Here is a 17,016-nt window from a genome sequence, read left to right on the forward strand (position 1 = left end):
ATAGGCCCTGTTCTCTCCCGGAGCCGGGGCTCAGGAGTGTTCGTCTGTCTCGTCTGGCCCTGCTTCTTCGTCGTCGGTTGCGGCCTGTTCTTCGAGGAATTCACGGGCCGCTTCCAGCTGGCTTTCGATGGTGGCGTCCACTGAGCAGAGATTGGATTCTACCAGGCAGCCGCCACGGGTGATATCAGGGTCGGTCTTGAAGACAATATGGTTGAGCCCGCGAATGGAGGCGACCAGGGAGGGCTGCATTTCCTCGGCAAGGGCCAGGTCATCGGGGTGGAGGGTGACAAGATACTCGTCACTGGCAATGGCCGCCTCCAGGGCCGCTTCCAGGGTGGAGGCAATGACGTCACGACGGGTGGAAAGTTCCCGGCCGAGAATCTTGCGGGTCAGGGCGATGACCACGTTGATCACCTCGCCACGGCTGCCGTTGAGCAGGTTGCCGTGGAGGTCGTCCAGTTGCCGGCAGGTCTCGGCCAGAGCCTTGAGGCTGCTTTCAAGGCGGAGTTGCATTTCCTGCCTGGCATCGTCTTGCCCCTGCTGATAGGCTTCCTGGCGGATTTTTTCCACATCAACGGGCTCCGGCGGCGCAGCAGGGGCTGAAGGGGGCGGTTCCGGAGCGTCTTCCCTGTCGCCAGCCAGGTCTTCCCGGGCCTGGGATTCCTCTTCCGGTGCGTCTGGTTCCGTTGCCTGGTGAACCACGGTGGCGTTGTCCGGGATAATCTCTTCCGAGATCAGGGTGATGGGTGTGAAGGCTGGGTCGTCCTTGAAAATTTTAGACGAGCTCATCACCGCCTCCCTTGCCCAGCACCAGCTTGCCTTCCTCTTCGAGCTTCATGGCGATCTTGACGATGGCCTGCTGCATAGCCTCAACCTCGGAGAGACGGACCGGGCCCATGGCCTCCAGGTCATCGCGGATCATGTCAGCCGCCCGGGCCGACATGTTGGCAAAGATCTTCTCCTTGAGTTCCTCGGAGGCAGTCTTGAGCGCCATGGTCAGGGTGTCGTTGTTGACCTCGCGCAGGATCATCTGCAGCGAGCGGCCATCCAGGTTGGAGAGATCCTCGAAGGTGAACATCTGTTTGCGGATCTCCTCCACCATTTCCGGATCCATCTCCTCGATATTTTCCAGGATGTCGGCATCCAGGTTGTTCTCCATGTGGTCCAGAATCTCCACAACCTTGTCAATGCCGCCCACCTGGCGCTGCTCGTGCTCGGCCACGATGCCCAGCTCCTTGTTGAGGGCGTCCTCGATCCGGTTGATCACGTCAGGTGAAACCATCTCCAGGGTGGCGATCCGGTAGATGACATCGGCCTGTTTGTCTTCGGGCAGATTAGCTATGATTGCAGAAGCATGTTCCGAAGTCTGGGTGGAAAGCACCAGGGCCACGGTCTGGGGGTGCTCCCGTTCCAGCAGACCGGCGACCATGGCCGGCTGCATCTTGGATATGGTTTCCAGGGGTTTGCCCTCCGTACCCGAGGCAAAGCGTTTGAGCAGGGTTTCCACCCGTTCCTTGTCCCCGGCTCTGGAGATGGCCTTCTTGGCAAATTCGTTACCGCGTACCACCATGCCGGCATAGGATTCCCTGGAGAGTTCGAAATCCTCCAGGACCCGCTGGCGTATATCCTCCGGAATGTGCTCGATCTTGGCCATTGCCCTGGTAATCTTGAAGATTTCCTCGTCGGTCATCTCCTTGAGCACCTCGGCGGCAATATCTTCGCCAAGACAGATGAGCAGGATGGCAGCGCGTTCAACGCCGCTTAGTTTATCTAGAGACATTATCAGGTTGTCTGGTCACTGGTTTACGGCTTACGGGCCATGGGGGCTATTTACCCAGCCACAGGCCTCTGCTTTACGATTGTTTCTGGTGGATCCAGTGTTTGAGGATATGAGCGGCAAAGACCGGGTTGTTCATGATCTCCTCGCGAATGCGCAGCACGGGATCGCGCTGGATCTCGGCCAGTTCCTGCTCTTCCTGCTCCCGAGCCGCCTTTTCGGCTTCCTTCTCCCGGGCGAGCTGTTCCGCTTCCAGCTCCTCCACGGTCTTGAAGTGGGCGGTCACGTCCTGGCGCAGGGTTTTTATCAGCGGGCGGACCATGAGCAGGTACACCAGCAGGGCGCCGAGGAGAACCAGGCCGTAACGGATAAGGGGCATGTACTGGTAGATCATGTTGGCAGCAACGGACGGCGGCTCGGCTTCCTCCTTTTTCTCGGTAAACGGCATGGAAACGATCTCGATCTTGTCGCCCCGTTTCGGGTCCAGGCCCAGGGCCGAAGAGATCATGTTCTCGATCCGGAGCAGCTCCTGCTCGGAGCGCGGTTCGAAGCGGGCCGGCTCCTTGTCGGTGGCCGGAATCACCTTGTCGGCCACCAGAACCCCCACGGAGATCTTTTTGATGGTCCCGGTGGGCTGGACAGTCTTGGAGACTGTTTTGGAGATTTCGTAGTTGGTGGTCCGCTGGGAACGGCTGGACGACGGGGCCGCCCCGGCTGCCCGGTTGATGTTACCCTGCAGGTTCGATTCCACCCCCGGGATCCCGCCGGCGATCTGGGTGGTTGATTTTTCTTCGGACACCTGTTCGCTGCGGATGACCGGCTCCTCGGGATCAAAAATCTCCTCTGTTTTCTCGGTGCGGGAAAAATCGAGAACCGCGGTGACCCGGGCCATGGACTTACCAGGACCAAGCGCCTTGTCGAGCAGGGCCTGGGCCCGCTGTTCAAAGCTCTGCTCCACACTGAGCTGATACTCTATCATGTCCGGCGACATGGCGCCAAACAATCCGCTCTCTTCCTTGCGGGTCAGGACTCTGCCGGTCTGGTCAATGATGGTCACGTTATCAGGAGATAACCCCTCAACTGAGCTGGACACCAGGTGAACAATACCCTGGACCTGGACCTCGGCCAGGCTCCGGCCCGGACGAATTTTGAGAATGACCGAGGCCGTGGCCGGTTTCTGCTGGTTCTTGAACAGCCGTTTCTGGGGCAGGGCCAGGTGCACCCGGGCGCTTTCCACCGGCCCCAGTGAGGCGATGGTTCGGGCAAGCTCTCCCTGCAGCGCCCTGGTATAGTTGACTTTCTGAACAAAATCTGTCAGGGCAAAAGATTGTTTGTCAAAGATTTCAAATCCCACGCCCGTTCCCTGGGGCAGTCCTGCGGCGGCAAGGCTGAGTCGTGCCTCGTGTACCTTATCCATGGGCACCCAGATACTCTTGCCGCCATTTTTGAGCTTATAGGGCACGTTGTTGCTCTTGAGCCATTCCACCACCGAGGCGGCATCGGTTTCGTTGAGATTGGCAAAGAGTAGCTGGTAGTCTGCGGTCCGGGCCTGGATGATGATGACCGTGAAAAGGGCAATGGAGATAAGCGCCACCGCGACAAGGGCGAGCTTGCGCGGCATGGGCCACTGTTTGATGCGCTGGGCCAGAACCTGCCAGCCGGTCTGTGGTGCGGTACCGTTTTGAGCCTGGGGAGGAGTGCCGGTGTCTTCTGCCATGGGTTTCTCTTTGCGGGTTCAGGGTTAAACAGATGGGGCGCCTGTGGTGAGATAACCGGTCTCCCGGCGGGAGAGCGGTTACCTGGGGCCCGGATCTTTTTCCTTTGTTTTCAGGTGGACCGGTGGGGGATCAGACCTGCATCCGCATGATCTCCTGGTAGGCCTCGAGCATCTTGTTGCGGACCTGGACCAGGTACCGGACCGAGATATCGGCCTGTTCGAGGGCGATCATGGCTTCATGGAGGTTTTTTTCGCCACCGGCGTGGACCTCCTGTACCGCCTGGTCCGCGGCTATCTGCTGGGCATTGACCTGCTCGACCGTGTCCTTGAGCATGTCCATGAAGGACTGCTCCACCCTGGTGACCGCAGAGGGGCTTTCTTCCGTCGTGGATGGCGGGTTACTGAGTCCGGTAATGGATTGTATCATTTATTTTACCTCCCTATTTCAAGGGCTTTCAGGGCCATGCGCTTGGCCGATTTGACCACCGTTGTGTTGGCCTCGTAGGAACGGGTGGCGGACATCATGTCGGTCATCTCCTTGAGGACCGATATGTTTGGCATCTCCACGTATCCGTCCTCGCCGGCATCGGGATGGGTTGGATTGTATATCCGCTGGGGTGGATCCTGATCCTCAAGTATCCTGGCCACCCGGACGCCCTGGACCGCCTTGTCCGCCTCAGAGCCCATGTTCGATTTCAGGTGTTCGCTGAAAGGTATATTCTGGGTTTCAAAATAGACCGACTTCTTCTTGTAGGGCCCTCCTTCCGGGGTGGAGGTGGTCTCCACGTTGGCCAGGTTGGAGCTGATGGTGTTGAGGCGGATGCGCTGGGCCTTGAGCGCCGATCCCGCAATTTTGAATGTGGTGAAAATATCCATGTCAGGTTTCTCCTTCTTGTCGTAACCCCTCTGTTGGCGATGGTATGGGCTGAGTGCGATATGGGCCTGGCCAGTGGTGGCCGCGGACCGTCACCGCATGGGATTATGCAAGTTATTTGCCATCGTTCGCAGTATACTTGAGGAGGGCCAGTTTCTTGTTGAGCATGGTAACGGCCGCTTCATAAAGCAGCTGGTTTTCCGACAGTTTCATCATCTCCTCTTCCACGCTGACCCCGTTTTCATCGCCAATGCCTGTCCGGTCCGGATGCCGGGTTATACTGCCCTGGATCTCGTCCAGGCTGGCCGGAGAAACTGTGAGATGGCCGGGCCTGGTCGTCACCGGGCGGAGGGTAGGTCCATGCATGACATCGCGGAGCTGGGACTCAAAGGACATGCTGGCCGGCGCGTATCCAGGGGTCTCGGCGTTGGCGATGTTGGAGCTGATCACCCGCTGATTTTTCGAGCGCAGATCGAGTACCTTCTGCAGCAGTTTCATGGTCGTATCGAAGTGTGTCAGTTCCATATCTTTTCGGTCCTGTGTAGATTGGAGGGTGGCGTTACTTTATGGCCGGCATCTGCAGGAGATCCATTCCTTCCCGGGCTGCTTTGCGCCACAGGGGGTCTTTAGTCTCTTCGGCCAGTCTCCGGTACTCGTTTAGGGCCTTGTCCCTGTGGCCATTTCTTTCATAGATCTGCGCCAGTCGGAAGAGGGCCTGTTCCCGGTGACGGTCGCCTTCGGCCAGGATGGTGAACATCTCCCTGGCCTGGTCGAAACGGTCCAGCTGGTAGAGCGATTCCGCCAGCTGGTACATCAGCTCCGGCTCCTGCCGGTCTTTTTCCAGGAGAGGATCCTCCAGCAGTTCGACAACTTTGTTCCAGCGCTTGAGGTCAAAGTAGATCGAGGCTGCGGTCCGAAGTGTCCGGCTGCTTCTCGGCCAGTTGTTGCGATCCAGGATCTCAGTCGCTTTTTCCAGCTTGTCCCGCTGCCTGAGGGCCTTGAGGCGGAGGAGGAACACCTCTTCAAGTTTCGGGCTCTCGGGGTAACGCAGGATGTACTGGTCAGCGTAGTCTTCAAGCAGATCATAGCGGCCGCTGGCATACAGGGATTGCAGTAGCGGCAGATATACCTCTTCGCGCCGGGATTCCGGCGACACGTCGAGAATGTAGAGATAGACCCGGGCGGCCCGTTCAAAAATGCCAAGCTCCTTGTAGGCGCGGCCAAGTTTGAACAGAATCTCCGTGCCCAGCCAGCCGCGGGTGAACAGCTCCCGGTTTTCCCGGGCCCGTACCAGGGCTTTGATATATTCTCCCCGCTTGAGAAGGTCGTCGATGACCAGGGGGATCCGCTGGATCAGTAGCGCGCGGGCCTCCAGGTTCAGGTCGCCGCTGCGGAATTCCCGCAGTTTTTGCATGGCAAGCTCCACCGCTTTTTCGTTGTCGCCTGCCAGGGCATGCACCAGGGCCTCTTTAAACAGGGCCTCTTCCCGGAGCTTCTTGACAGGAGCCTCTTTTGCAAGGATGCCATAGGTCTGGGCGGCCAGGGCGCTGTCTTTTCTGTGGTTCAGGTACTCCAGATCCGTCTGCTTGAGCCAGGCCCGGTACTTTCCTTCGGCGTTCGGAAAGGCCTCCCGAATCTCCTGGAGGGCGGGCAGGATCCGCCGGGGTGGCTCACCGCTGTGCAGCCGGCTCATGGCCAGGCGGAACATGGCCAGGTCCTGACCTTTCTTGTCGCTGAGCAGTGCGGTCAGCTGCCGGTACCACCTGGCCGCGTCCCGGTAGCGGTAGTGGGCATAGAGAGTGTCACAGAACTGGGCCAGGGACAGGGGTTTGGTGGCGATAAGCTCTGAACGGTCCAGGAGCTGCAGGTAGGAGACCAGGGCGCTGATTTTTTTTCCGAGCAGATAGCGGGTGTCGGCCTGGCGAAGCAGGCGGAGGAGCTCCGCCTCACCGGTGAAGGCCATGTCATCCCGGGCCAGAATCTTGCCCGCCTGGTCGGCCCGGCCGGTGACCAGGGCGAGCTCAGCCTGGAAAATGATAAAAAAGGGGCGCAGGCCTGGTTCTTCCAGCAGTTTTTCCTCCAGTTTTTTCAGTTCAAACCAGGCCAGGTGCGGATCTTCCTGCCTCGCCTGGAGGTAGACAAAGAGATACCTGGCCAGTAGGGCGGTTTGCGTATCGGGCCAGGTGTACATGATCTGCTGCAGGAGCTGGTGGGGCTCGGTATAGTCGTTGCTGCGCACCAGGAGTTCGGCGTAGGTCAGGAGCAGGCGTTCACGGATTGCCGAATCTGTCAATTGGTCCAGGGCCTCGCGGACCACGCCCACGGCCTGGTCCCATTTCCTCTCGGCGGCGTACGTCCCTGCCTCCGCCGGAAGCCAGTGTTCGGGGCTCATGGCAGGGAGGAGAAACCTGGCCAGAGGGAAGGAGGGCAGGGTGTAGTCCGGGTCTGGGCTGATGGTCACCGGGCTTTCGTATTCCTCGAAAAACAGCCGCCAGTCGGTGGCATACTGGGACAGGTTGAGGGGGTTGGTGTAATCGGTGGTCCGGGACATAACCATGGTAAGCCCTGGAATTCTGGCGGCCAGATTCCGGTAGCGGGTGGTCAAGGGGCTGCCCAGCAGGATGTCCAGCATCAGGGATGAAGAGTCCTCCAGGGTGTTGATCTTCGCATTCTGTGGTGGGTAGCGGAAATAGAAGGAAAGGGCGGTGCCTTTTTCCTGTCTCCTGATCAGCATTTTGATGAGCCGGTCATCCTCACTGAGTGGCTGGACATTTTTGGCCGCAATGGTGTCCAGCAGCAGGAGTTCGATCCGTTTGCCCGTGGTCGTCAGGCGGTATTTTGGTATGGCATTGAGGCGGAGAAAAATATGCAGCCTCCCCTGCTCATCGGTTCTGCTGATTTTCTGCAGAATCGACGTTGCCAGGGCCGGGACAGCCCAGAGCAGGAAGAAGAGGACAAACAGTGATGTTTTTCTGACAGATATCATGGGCTCTATAGGGTATCGGTTGTGTATGGGAAAAGGTAAGCAATAAATATTCCACCTGGCTCTTTCGCTCATATGTCTTTGATTTTCAATTGGTTGCGTGTATAATGGCAAGGGAAGAGGAAAGGTTTTCTGGTTGTTCTCGCGTGCCATTTTTTTGACACGGGACAGGGTGCTGCTGCCTGAAAAAAGGGGGGGAAGATTCAATTGCCCCGCAGCATGGTTTTGTCGTATAGTTGAAATCAGTGCAGGATCTTGTCTTGATTTTGGTGATCCTGGTCCGCTGATTCGGCAGAACCAGGGAAAACAGATGCGGGGGATAGAGTGGCGGTTCTACCTGAACACATGGATATTCTACAGGAGTTCGTCCAGGAGTCATCCAGGATGCTGGCTGAGCTGGACATCTCCTGCCAGCAAACCGGGGACAGGGATCCCCAGGCAGAGAGTTATGCTTTTTTCCGGTTCTTTCACTCCATGCGGGGAACAGCTTCCTTTCTGGAGCTTGAGCAGCTTTCCGAACTGGCTGCAAGCGCTGAGAATCTTGCCAGGGCCATGTACGAGAGCCGGAACCGATCTCTTGAGTACTATTTTGATCTCCTCTGTACAGCGTGCCGGGTAATCCAGGAAACCCTGCCCCTGGTCCTGGAGCGCCGCAGTGATGAGTTCCTGGAAACAGCAGTCCTGGTGCTCAGTCTGAACCAGACCCTTGATGATTTTCATGCCATAGGTCCGGGAGGGGATGGCTTCCGGCAGACAACTATCCGGGCCAGGGAAATCCTGACCTTTCTGAAACAGGAGTTTCGATTCTGGGGCGAAGTCGCCGATAACCGTTCCCAGGTCCCGGAGCTTGTGCGCCGGTTCGACAAGTTGCAGCAGTTGGCCGGGGCGGCGGAGCTTGCCGACATCGCCGAGATCAGTGGCGTCTTCATTACCATTTTGCAGCGCTACCTGGAAGGAGATCCTCTTCAGGGAGAGTGCCCTGAAGCTGTTTTCCTTCGAGCCACCGATGCCATGCTGAAGGCCCTTGGCCCCACTGGAGCCTCCAGTGGCGGCCGGGTGGAGGATCTGGAAGAGCTGATCGGTGATCTGGAGGCGATGATCCGGCAGCCCATTGGCGCGCTGCTGATCAAGGCGGGACTGGTTGCGCCGGACAGTGTCGAGGATGCTCTGAGGATCCAGGAAAAGGCACGGCAGCAGAACGCACCGGTGCGCCGCCTTGGCGAAGTGCTGGTGGAAATGGGTGAGGTTACCGAGGAAGAGGTGGATCAGGTCCTGGCCCGTCAACAGGTACTGGGACGGCCTGTTTCTCCTGCCGGTTCGGTGCTGACGTCCGGAAACCGTACAGGTACCGGTCGCCGCGACATCACCGTGGACAGCCGACAGCTGCAGCAGCTGCTGCAGCTTGTCGACGAACTGGAGGAAACACGGGACAGGCTCGTGGAGGTGGTTTTCCGTGAGGGGCGCCATCAGCTGCCCGGCGAGATTAACCGGTTGGACGGACAGGTGCGTTCCATCCGCAATCTCAGCAACACTATCTACCGCGAACCTGTGACCCTGCTGCAAAAACGTCTTGAGCGGCTTGTCCGTGACCTGGAAGAAAGGACCGGCAGGCCGCTGCGTCTGAATGTTTCGCGGGACACCATTTCCCTGGAAAAAGATTTTCTCGACGCCCTTTCCGATCCACTGGTGCATTTGGTACAAAATGTTGTCGACCATGGAGTGGAGGCACCGGAGGTCCGCAGAGCCGCTGGAAAACCAGAGGTCGCTGCCATTGAGGTCCGGTTCAGGCAACGGGACTCGGGTGTGGAGATCGTGGTGGAGGATGACGGCCAGGGAATTGATCCGGAACAGATTGGGCGCTGTGGTCTGCGCTGTGGACTGTTGCCGGCAGATAGTGGTCCGCTGACCCCGGAAAAGGCGGCCGAACTGGTCGTAAGGCTCGGTTTTTCCACGGCCGAGACCGTCACCGATTCTACTGGCCGCGGGGTCGGACTCGAGGTGGCCCACCGTTTTGCCCGCCAGTGGAAGGGTGAGTTGAAGGTCCATTCCACCCCCGGTCAGGGCACCCGCGTGACCCTCTTTTTTCCGCAGGGACCCATGCTTGCCGGAGTGTAGAATCGTGGAGGGAACGAGGTGGAAAATTTCCCGGGGATCGGGAAGAGTGCTTGCTTTTAGCCCTTGGGAATTGATACTATGCACTCATGAATAAGAACATCTACCTGTTGATTACATAGGAGGATTACACGATGGGGAAAAACGTACTGCTCGTTGACGATTCAAGTACCATGCGCAAGATTGTCGGACGTTCTTTGCGCCAGGCCGGGCTTGATTTCGGCACTATTTTTGAGGCCGGTGATGGTCTCGAGGCCCTGGAGGTGCTTGAAAAGGAATCGATTGATATTGTCTTAAGCGACATCAACATGCCCAATATGAACGGCATTGAGTTTCTGCGCGAGAAGGCAAACCGGGACGGGATCAAGGATATTCCCGTGGTCATGATCTCCACCGAGACCGGTGAGGATATCATCGGCGAGGCCAAAAGTCTCGGTGCGGTGGACGCCCTGAAAAAACCATTTACTCCGGACAAGGTTAACGAGGTGCTTGGCCCGTTGATGTAGGTTCAAGACAGAGGAGCAGGAAGGGCTTGCCCCTTGAGTTTGCCTGATCCAGGACGCCGGGGCGGGCCACAGGCCTGCCTGCATCGCAACGCCGGAGGAGAGTGTGGAAAATTTTGCCGAAATAGCGGACAAAATGATCGAGGCCACGGTTGAAATTTTTACGACCATGGTCATGATGGATGTATCGGTTGCCGGAGAGCCGAAACAAGAACTCGGCCAGCTCAAGAACACCATCACCGGAATGGTGGGCCTTGCCGGCACCTACAAGGGGGTGCTGGCGGTCCATATACCAAGCCACGTCGCCCTTGCCATTACCTCCAGTTTTCTGGGCATGGATGTGGATGAAATGAACGAGGATGTGCAGGACGCCATCGGTGAAATTGCCAACATGCTTGGCGGCAATGTCAAGACGACACTCTCCGATAGCGGCAAGGACATCCAGCTGTCTCTGCCCTCCACTATTTCCGGAGAGGAGTACTCCTTCATCTCCCAGAATCAGGGAGAGAAGGTGATCATTCCCTTTCAGGCCCCGGATGGGGTCTTTCACGTGGAGTTGGAACTGGAACAATAGAAGCGTTCTGCCGGGGTCGGCAGAGGTCAGGGGCCGTAGGTTGCGGGATGGCGAATCATCCCCCTTTGGGTCGGCCGAGGATATATCCCCTCTTTCCCCCTGGTCGGGCGAGAGGGGATTTTGTTATTTTCTGTTATCCAGCCTCCCTCCCGGCTCGCACGGCCTGCATAACGAAACATGAAGGATGCTGTCCCCCTGGAGGGTGGGACGAGATTTTCATATAAACTGGAGAAGAGGCGTGAAACTGGCAAAATATATACAGGAGGCAACCAGTGATGTGTTTGCCAGTATGATTTTTCTGGATATCGAACCGGGTGAGGTCCTGGAGAACGAGGATACGGTCCTTGAGTCCAATATAACCAGTATGATAGGCCTCGCCGGGGATCTCAAGGGATTGCTGGCTGTGCACTGTCCGGGCGAGGTAGCCATGGAAATCACCGGTTCCATGCTGGGAATGGAGGTGAAGGAGCTTGACGAGGATGTCAAGGATGCCATCGGTGAGATCGCCAACATGGTGGCCGGAGGCCTCAAGACCGCCCTGGCCGGTGAGGGCAGGGATATTCAGCTGGCCATTCCCACCGCCATTGTCGGCTCCTCGGTCCGGACATCCGGTCTGTCCGGCGCCCAGCGCATTGTGGTGCCGTTTCGTACCCCATCGGGGGATTTTTCCATTGAACTGAAATATATTTTTGCCTGAAATTGTGGTAAAGTTTTCGTGCTGATCTGCCGAAAAATATGAGAGGTTGGTCGGTGAATTTCCCCGGTGCCGTCCGGGATATACCCCTTCCGCTGACCCAACCGGGCACAGTCCGCTCAAAGCAGCCTGCCGCGAATCATTTCGCTGTGCCAGAAGCACAGGTCTTAAGTAGAGAGTATCGCACATGAAAGCCAGGGACCGGTTGGACCGCATAATAGAAGCCTGTCGGGAACGAATCCAGACAGAAGTGTCTGTCCTGCTCGGCAAGCAGCTGACCCTGGCCAAGGCTGAAACCGATATCCTCACAAAAGAGGATTTCTTCTCCATGCCGGCGGGGAAGATGGTCCTGGCCCACATTCAGATGGAGGGGGATATCGAAGGCCAGGGAGCCCTCCTGGTCCTGCTCAAGGACGCCATCCGGATCGGTGGCACTCTTATCATGCTTCCTGAGTCGGAGCTTGAAACCGTTATTGCGGAAGAAAGTTATACCGAGGAACTCGAAGATTCCTATGGCGAAATCGCCAACATCATCGCCGGAGCCCTGACCTCTACCTTCGAGGAGCTCTATCCCAAGAATTTCCGCCTTGTCCGGACCGAGCAGGAGATTATCATCCCGGTAAAGGTGGATGTGGAATCGGACAAGCCCATCCCCGACGACACCTACTATCTGATGACCAGTGCCCTGCGTCTTGACGAGGTGGAGATGGGGGACATGCACCTCCTGCTGCCGGCAGCTCCCTTTGGCCTGGTTGAGTCTGAGACAGAGGCCGAACCGGCTGAGCAGCAGGCAGCCCCGGCAGCCCAGGCTGGTTCCGCTACCGCCACTGAGACTGAAGCTGGCGAGGACATCGAAGTCATCAGAAACCAGGATGCGTCCACCGAAGAAGAGTCGGTGGAGGTGATCCGGCAGGAATCCTCAGACGATGGGGAGGCTGGAACATCTCCGGCTGCGCCACCGCCCAAAAAGACGGATCCCCGAAAGCAGAAAAAGTTGATTGACCGGCTTCTCGACGGATGCAGGCAGCAGATGGAAGTCGAGGTTGGAGCCCTGCTCGACGGGAAGCTCAAGCTCACCCCGGAAGGCAATGCCCTGGTGACCAAGGAAGATTTCCTCGATCAGCTCGGCAGTAATCAGGTCATGGCCCGGCTGGCTGTTCGGGGTGAGAAAGAGGGGGAGGCCTATATTTTTGCCTCACTCAAGGACGCTGTCTTTCTGGGCGGCACCCTGATCATGCTGCCGGAGGGTGAGCTTGGCGAAGCGGTTCTGCGGGAAGAATTCGGTCCGGACGTCGAAGATGCCTACGGTGAAATAGCCAACATCATAGCCGGAGTCTATACCTCGGTCTTTGAGGAGCAATACCGGAAAAAAATCGGTTTCGTCAAAACCAGCCTGGACAAGATAGTACCGGTCAAGATTGATCCTGATTCCGACGACACCTTCCCCAATACCCTGTACTATCTTTCGGTTTTGTCCTTGAGTTTCGATGATCGGGAGCTGGGCCAGCTGCAGGTGCTGTTTCCCGCCGACCTTCTTGACCTGCAGGACCTGGGGCAAACTGAAAAGGAACAGCAGGCTACAGGGACGACCTCTCAAGGTTCCCGGGCTGTCTCAGCGGACGGTGGTGATGCCGGCGCTCCGTTCTCGGCCGCGGCCTCTCGAACCGCGGAGACCGACGGTGGTGCCGGTGGACCGGCCCGGGGCCAGGCCGTCGATCAGGCCGCGGATGTTCCGGATATCCTTATATGTACCGACCATGAAGAGGAGGGCGAGCGGATAGCCGGGGTCCTCAGGAATATGGGCCATCAACCCCGTATTCTTCACTTCAAGGATCCGGTGGCCAACTATCTGCCCGGGGCCATAGGCTGTGTCTTTCTGGTGATGCGCAGTGTGAGTGAGCAGGGATTCGGAGTGGCTATCAAGATCCACACCACGGCTCCGTCCATCCCGCTGATTGCCGCGGGTCCGGCCTGGACACGAACCACGGTGCTCAAGGCGGTCAAGTACGGAGCAGTCGATATCCTGATAACCCCGGCCTCGGAAGAGGATATTCGGGAAAAGATCGAGGCCAATCTCGGCCAGAAGGCCGCCTGAAATTGCCGCACCCAGGCCGCGTCGGCCCCGCCCTCCCCGCAGGGGCAGGCCCCTGTACCTGGCCTATGCCTCCTGCCAGCAGTCCTGAATTCCCTTCTTCTTTATCTTTTCCAGCAGGGTCGTCCGTTTCAGGTTGAGAATGCGGGCGGCTTCCTTTTTGTTTCCCTGGGTCATTTTCAGGGCCTGGATGATGAGCTGGGTCTCGTAATCATTGACCAGGGCGTTGAAATCCACGCCTTGGTCGCTCCAGGACACCTCTTCCGCGGGTGACGTTCCGGAAAAAAGCAGCAGCTGTTCAGGTGCTGATACGTCAGGGTTTTCCGGTTCCATGCCGGCCGGCATGGATTCCAGCTGGCCGGCCTGCGGCCTGCGGTACTTGTCGGGCAGGTCAGCGAGGCTGACGACCTCTCCGGCGTGGAGGATGGTCATGTGCTGGACCAGATTCTCCAGTTCCCGGACATTACCGCGCCAGTGGTAGGCCATCAACGCCTCCAGGGCGGACCGGTCAAAGCCCTTGAGAGGTTGTTTTCTGTTCTTGCCGATGGTCCTGATGAAGTGTTCCAGCAGCACAGGAATATCCTCACGCCGTTCACGCAGCGGCGGGATGGAGACGGGAATGACACAGAGGCGGTAGTAAAGATCCTCCCGGAACTGTCCTTCATTGACAAGCTGCTCAAGGTTTCGGTGGGTGGCGGCAACGATCCGCACATCCACCGGGATCGGTTTCAGGCCACCAACCGGTTCGAATTCCCTTTCCTGGAGCACCCGGAGCAGTTTGGCCTGGAGCACCGGTTTCATGTCGCCGATTTCGTCAAGGAAGAGGGTGCCACCGTCGGCATATTCGATGCGACCGGTCTTGGCGGTGTTGGCGCCGGTAAAGGCACCCTTGGTGTAGCCAAAGAGTTCACTCTCCAGGAGATCGTCGGGAATGGCGGCGCAGTTTACCGGTACAAAATTCTTTTTGCTTCGCGGGCTGTGGGCATGAATGGCCTTGGCCACCAGTTCCTTGCCTGTCCCGGATTCACCCTGGATAAGGACAGTGCTCTGGTCGTCTTCGGCCAGTTTGCCGATCAGGTCAAAGAGACGCTGCATTTTTTCGCAGCGGCCTATGATGCCGTGGAATGAATGATTCACGTGAGTTCTCAGGAGGGCAGCTTGTCAGCCAGCCGGCTGGAGGTGCGGCGCATGTTAAGGCTGAGCAGGCGCATTATTTTCTTGAGCAGGGTGATACCGATGGATGGGTAGCGCTGGGTGAGGATCTCAAAGCCTTTCTTGGTGAGAATGAGCACCACCGAAGGTTGCCGGGCAATGACGGATGCCGAGCGGGGAGCCTTGTCGATGATGGACATCTCCCCGATGGTGTTGCCCTTGCCCAGCCTGGCAATAACACGGTAATCACCATCGATTGATTTCTTCAGAACGTCCAGCAGTCCACGGACGACAAAACACATATAGTCTCCCTTTTCACCCTCAGTGAAGAGGTACTCGCCCCGTTTTATCTCAGCGTAATTCATGTGGCGGGCCAGGATATCGAGCTCGTCTATTTTGAAGGCGTCAAAGAGCGGCAGCGAGAGAATGAAATCCCTGGTCCGCTCTTCGGTTTCGGTGAGCTCGGCATGGTAGCCGCGCAGGTCTTCTGCTTCCATGGGCGTCTCTTGTACCTGCCTGGGAGAATATTCACTATGATTTTTTCCGGCCTTTGCTACACTTAGGAGAAGAATATCACACCTGCCATGGAAATGACAAGAATCTTCGGGTTCGCATGTCATGTTTTTGACAACCCGAGCTGGCAGAATTTGGAGGAAAGGATGGCCTGGACACCCTGGAACAGTTTTACAAGCAGACATCCACTCCTGATGAGGGTGGGCGCCGGCGGGCTCGTTTTGCTGTATCTGCTGGCAGCTCCGCTGTCTCCGGCGCTGGCCTGGCACGCCTACGTGGTCAAGGTCCTGGACGGCGATTCTCTCCGGGTGAAAAAAGGTAACAGGATTCTGGAAATCCGTCTCTACGGTATTGATGCGCCGGAATATGGACAGTCCTATGGCGAGCAGGCCAAACGATTCACCAGGCGGCTTACCTATAAAAAGACTGTTTCTCTTACATCTAAGGATATGGATCGCTACGGTCGTATTGTGGCTCTGGTCAAGAGTGACGGCCGGCTGGTGAGCCGGGAACTGGTCCGTGAGGGGCTTGCCTGGGTCTATCCCAAGTACTGTCTGGAGCAGCCCCTGTGTTCCAGTCTGAAGCGGCTGGAGTACAAGGCGCGCAGGGCCCGCCGAGGCCTGTGGAAGGCAAAGAATCCCGTGTCACCCTGGAAATGGAAACAGCGGGAGAGATCCAGGGGGCAAAATGGCCGACGATGAGTATCCTGTGGGGCTGATGTCTGCGGAGCAAAAGGAAATCTGGTCCCGGAGCCAGAGCATCGAAAATCGGCTCCGCTGACATGATGGTATATGTCTCTGTTCATTTTTGTCGCGGGCCCTGGAAGGGACACGGGCCCGGCCATAAGAGAACATGCTCGTCCACGTGTCCGTTCACGGGCATGGGAGGCATGCCCAGGTTTATCACGCCCGGGGCTTGAACCCATAGCGGACCCTTTCGGATGCCGGATAGTTGTTTTCCGATCGGCCTACCGGTCACCGAGTTCTTCGTTCGGTGGTTCCTGCTCCACGGTGTCGCTCCAGGGATCCTGATCATATCCCAGTCGCTGCCAGTCCATGCGGCCGCGCTGGCCGTGGCAGTCCAGGCAGTCCAGGGCCTGCTCAATGGCGCTGACTCCGTGGTTGACGGTCCGGTAGGTGACGGTCGTGGTGAAGCCAAAGGCGCCGGAGTAGGGCAAACGGATGGAGTTCATCCCCTCGCGGGCCGTGTCATTCCACGGCTTTTCCGAAAAAAGACGCGTCGAGGTGTCGGCCAGTTGCGGAGAAATAAGATAACGATACCTGGCATCGTAGAGCTGGGTGGCATAGACCGCGGAAAAAGGTGTTATCTTTGCCTGCGGGCTGCGCGGGGCAGGCTGCTGGATAGCGGTCAGCTGATCGGGTCTGATCCGGGTGCCACGGCGGTAGAGAAGCTCTGAACCATCACTCCAGAGATACTGCGGCTCGATATTCCGGGCCAGCGTAAAACCGTTGCGGTCCAGAATGATATCCCTCCGGCCATCGGCCAGCAGTCGCGAGATGGTGCCGGTCTGGTTGCCCATGACCCAGTTCCAGGTGACCGGGGCCGGGGCCGTGCGGCCAAATCGGGGAATATGACAGGTCTGGCAGCTGATTTTGCGGCCATGCTCGTTGAGTCGGGCCAGCTGATGGGGGCCTGGCCATGGCAAGCCTGACAGCCCCTGGCCGTGGCACTCCCGTCGTCGGTCGGGACCCGCTGGATCCGGTGATGTTCCCCGGCCTGGTGGCAGCTCTGACAGGTGAAACCGATCCGTCCGGAGGCAAGGTGAATGTCATCGTTTATCCGGGAGGGTCCCTGGCTGGTACTGCCGGTCAGTCCGCAGTCCCTTCCATGGCAGGTGGTACAGTTGCGTGGCTCTGGCCGGCCGGCGTTACGGGCCAGAAAGAGATAATCGTTGTCCTGTCCGCGCCGGTAGCGGCCCGTGGTGTCATGGCAGACCAGGCAGTCGATGCTTTCCATGTCATTTTCCCTGACACCGGCAGGGTCCTGGCTGATATGGCAACCGAG

At 58.0% G+C, this 17,016-nt stretch carries 15 protein-coding genes and 1 pseudogene; 6 read left to right on the forward strand and 10 right to left on the reverse strand.

The window, feature by feature from the left end:
* Nucleotides 1-30: 30 nt before the first annotated feature.
* The 7 genes from GF1_RS04610 to GF1_RS04640 all read right to left on the reverse strand — a co-directional run bounded on the left by GF1_RS04610 (nucleotide 31) and on the right by GF1_RS04640 (nucleotide 7,354).
* Nucleotides 31-789 carry a FliH/SctL family protein gene (locus GF1_RS04610; protein ID WP_267928454.1) on the reverse strand — a complete coding sequence of 253 codons (759 nt, stop codon included), beginning with the start codon at nucleotides 787-789 and terminating at the stop codon, nucleotides 31-33.
* Nucleotides 776-1,780, reverse strand: coding sequence for a flagellar motor switch protein FliG (gene fliG, locus GF1_RS04615; RefSeq protein WP_267928455.1), 1,005 nt, complete (start codon nucleotides 1,778-1,780; stop codon nucleotides 776-778). The genes GF1_RS04610 and fliG overlap by 14 nt, the downstream gene beginning before the upstream one ends.
* Nucleotides 1,781-1,853: 73 nt before the next feature.
* Nucleotides 1,854-3,494, reverse strand: a complete 1,641-nt coding sequence (gene fliF / locus GF1_RS04620) for a flagellar basal-body MS-ring/collar protein FliF (RefSeq protein ID WP_267928456.1) — start codon at nucleotides 3,492-3,494, stop codon at nucleotides 1,854-1,856.
* Nucleotides 3,495-3,624: 130 nt separating this feature from the next.
* Nucleotides 3,625-3,921 (reverse strand): flagellar hook-basal body complex protein FliE, encoded by a 297-nt coding sequence (gene fliE / locus GF1_RS04625; protein ID WP_267928457.1) that lies wholly within the window; start codon nucleotides 3,919-3,921, stop codon nucleotides 3,625-3,627.
* 5 nt (nucleotides 3,922-3,926) lie between these two features.
* On the reverse strand, nucleotides 3,927-4,370 hold the full coding sequence (gene flgC, locus GF1_RS04630; RefSeq protein ID WP_267928458.1) for a flagellar basal body rod protein FlgC: 444 nt from the start codon (nucleotides 4,368-4,370) through the stop codon (nucleotides 3,927-3,929).
* A 112-nt stretch (nucleotides 4,371-4,482) separates the two neighbouring features.
* Entirely contained in the window at nucleotides 4,483-4,893 is a 411-nt protein-coding gene (flgB, locus tag GF1_RS04635; RefSeq protein WP_267928459.1) for a flagellar basal body rod protein FlgB, read from the reverse strand.
* A 34-nt stretch (nucleotides 4,894-4,927) separates the two neighbouring features.
* Nucleotides 4,928-7,354, reverse strand: coding sequence for a tetratricopeptide repeat protein (locus tag GF1_RS04640; protein ID WP_267928460.1), 2,427 nt, complete (start codon nucleotides 7,352-7,354; stop codon nucleotides 4,928-4,930).
* Between the two features lie 342 nt (nucleotides 7,355-7,696).
* Here GF1_RS04640 and GF1_RS04645 point away from each other — a divergent pair, with 342 nt between their 5' ends.
* From GF1_RS04645 to GF1_RS04665, 5 genes are all read left to right on the forward strand, one after another.
* The gene (locus tag GF1_RS04645; RefSeq protein ID WP_267928461.1) at nucleotides 7,697-9,466 is read left to right on the forward strand and encodes an ATP-binding protein; all 1,770 of its coding nucleotides are present in this window, start codon (nucleotides 7,697-7,699) and stop codon (nucleotides 9,464-9,466) included.
* 131 nt (nucleotides 9,467-9,597) lie between these two features.
* Entirely contained in the window at nucleotides 9,598-9,969 is a 372-nt protein-coding gene (locus GF1_RS04650) for a response regulator (RefSeq protein ID WP_267928462.1), read from the forward strand.
* A 103-nt stretch (nucleotides 9,970-10,072) separates the two neighbouring features.
* Nucleotides 10,073-10,540, forward strand: a complete 468-nt coding sequence (locus GF1_RS04655) for a chemotaxis protein CheX (protein WP_267928463.1) — start codon at nucleotides 10,073-10,075, stop codon at nucleotides 10,538-10,540.
* A gap of 238 nt (nucleotides 10,541-10,778) precedes the next feature.
* Nucleotides 10,779-11,237 (forward strand): chemotaxis protein CheX, encoded by a 459-nt coding sequence (locus tag GF1_RS04660; protein ID WP_267928464.1) that lies wholly within the window; start codon nucleotides 10,779-10,781, stop codon nucleotides 11,235-11,237.
* Between the two features lie 184 nt (nucleotides 11,238-11,421).
* Nucleotides 11,422-13,329: a hypothetical protein gene (locus GF1_RS04665; protein WP_267928465.1), complete on the forward strand. Its 1,908-nt coding sequence runs from the start codon at nucleotides 11,422-11,424 to the stop codon at nucleotides 13,327-13,329.
* A gap of 63 nt (nucleotides 13,330-13,392) precedes the next feature.
* Here the strand turns inward: GF1_RS04665 and GF1_RS04670 are convergent.
* A pseudogene (locus tag GF1_RS04670) lies at nucleotides 13,393-14,451 on the reverse strand (sigma-54 interaction domain-containing protein); the annotation flags it as partial.
* A gap of 20 nt (nucleotides 14,452-14,471) precedes the next feature.
* Entirely contained in the window at nucleotides 14,472-14,975 is a 504-nt protein-coding gene (locus GF1_RS04675) for a cyclic nucleotide-binding domain-containing protein (RefSeq protein ID WP_267928467.1), read from the reverse strand.
* A gap of 162 nt (nucleotides 14,976-15,137) precedes the next feature.
* On the opposite strand from GF1_RS04675, the gene GF1_RS04680 reads away from it, so the two are divergent.
* The gene (locus GF1_RS04680) at nucleotides 15,138-15,692 is read left to right on the forward strand and encodes a thermonuclease family protein (RefSeq protein ID WP_267928468.1); all 555 of its coding nucleotides are present in this window, start codon (nucleotides 15,138-15,140) and stop codon (nucleotides 15,690-15,692) included.
* Nucleotides 15,693-15,958: 266 nt separating this feature from the next.
* Here GF1_RS04680 and GF1_RS04685 read toward each other — a convergent pair whose 3' ends face one another.
* A complete protein-coding gene (locus tag GF1_RS04685; RefSeq protein ID WP_267928469.1) occupies nucleotides 15,959-16,657 on the reverse strand; it encodes a hypothetical protein in 699 nt (232 codons plus the stop codon).
* Nucleotides 16,658-17,016 lie beyond the last annotated feature (359 nt).

This window comes from Desulfolithobacter dissulfuricans (genome assembly GCF_025998535.1).
Classification (GTDB): Bacteria; Desulfobacterota; Desulfobulbia; order Desulfobulbales; family Desulfobulbaceae; genus Desulfolithobacter; species Desulfolithobacter dissulfuricans.